The sequence below is a fragment of the Staphylococcus sp. HMSC061G12 genome (genome assembly GCF_001838465.1).
Classification (GTDB): Bacteria; Bacillota; Bacilli; order Staphylococcales; family Staphylococcaceae; genus Staphylococcus; species Staphylococcus simulans.
In genome coordinates this window covers 1-1316 of record NZ_KV837054.1, presented here as the reverse complement: position 1 = coordinate 1316, position 1316 = coordinate 1, and the positions used below count along the sequence as shown (strand labels likewise).

Here is a 1316-nt window from a genome sequence, read left to right as displayed (position 1 = left end):
TTGATATGCTCCCCCTATAGTAGACACTAAAAAAACAAAACTATAGGAGGAGCATTTTTATGTCTAGAAATACTAAATATGATACTAATTTATTTCTATTGATATTTAGATTGTTAGATGAAGGTTACAGTTATGCGGAAGCTTTAAGAAAGAGCAATATTGAAATGAATACTAAACATTTAAGGATTAAATATAAGCAATTTAAAATGCATGGAATAGAGGCATTAGTATCAAAGAAAAATAATAATTCCTATAGTGAAACATTTAAAGAATCAGTGGTTCAAGAACACTTAACTCAAGATGTTTCAGCTGAATATTTAGCAATAAAGTATAATATACCGGCTCATAGTACTGTCAGAAATTGGATAAAACGATATACTTTAGGAAAAGAGAATGTTTCATATTCTCCATTACCAGAGGTGTATTTAATGAAGGCTAGAAAAACAACGTTCGAAGAACGTGTAGAAATAGTAGAAGCGTGTATTGAGTCAGAAAAAGATTATAAGAAAACTGCTTTAAAATTTAATGTTAATTATGGACAAGTGTACAGTTGGGTTAAGAAATACGAAAAATTCGGGAGTGCTGGTCTTATAGATGGAAGAGGCAAAGGTAAACCTACACAGGTATTGACTGAAGAAGAACAAGCATTAGCTGAAATGAAAGCTCTTGAAGAAAGAATTAAATACTTAGAAATGGAAAATAAAATTTTAAAAAAGTTGAAGGAAAAGGAAAGAGAGTTGATCAATCGCCATTTAGACAAATAATTGAATACCTTGTAATTCAAGATCTAAAAAAAGAATATCCGATAAGTCTTTTGTGCAAGATACTTGGAATATCAAGAGCAAGTTATTATAAATGGAAAAAACGAAAGAATTTTAAATCAAAGCATGAAATTGAAGATGAAATATTAATGGCTGATATTCTAAGAATTTTTAATAAGTACAATGGCATTTACGGCTATCGCCGCATTCGCATTTATATTTGCATAAGACTAGATAAAAAAGTGGGACGCAAACGTGTATATCGTTTAATGAAAAAATTAGGTTTAAAATCTTGCATACGTGTTGCGAGAACGAGACATAAACCTTCGACACCTTCTATTACCGCTGAGAATATCATGGATAGAGAGTTTTATGAGACTGAAGAGAATAAAAAATGGGTAACAGATGTGACAGAACTTATTCTAGAAAGCGGTAAAAAGTTTTATTTAAGCGCAATCAAGGATCTCGGAACAGGGAAAATTGTAAGTCATGAAATTAACTATTCAAATAACAATCAGCTAGTTTTTAATACTTACAAAAAAGCTATAAAAAAAG

At 30.2% G+C, this 1316-nt stretch carries 2 protein-coding genes; both read left to right on the top strand.

All coding sequences use genetic code 11. From position 1 onward, the window contains the following. Positions 1 to 59 precede the first annotated feature (59 nt). Positions 60 to 764, top strand: a complete 705-nt coding sequence (locus HMPREF2937_RS04055) for a helix-turn-helix domain-containing protein (RefSeq protein WP_070864087.1) — start codon at positions 60 to 62, stop codon at positions 762 to 764. Between the two features lie 146 nt (positions 765 to 910). Further along, on the top strand, positions 911 to 1316 hold a 406-nt coding region (locus HMPREF2937_RS04050), incomplete at its 3' end, for an IS3 family transposase (protein ID WP_142351401.1).

What these genes read in the sequence shown, in the direction of transcription:
- HMPREF2937_RS04055 (WP_070864087.1), top strand. Translation starts at nt 60, where the DNA reads ATGTCTAGAAATACTAAATATGATACTAATTTATTTCTATTGATATTT.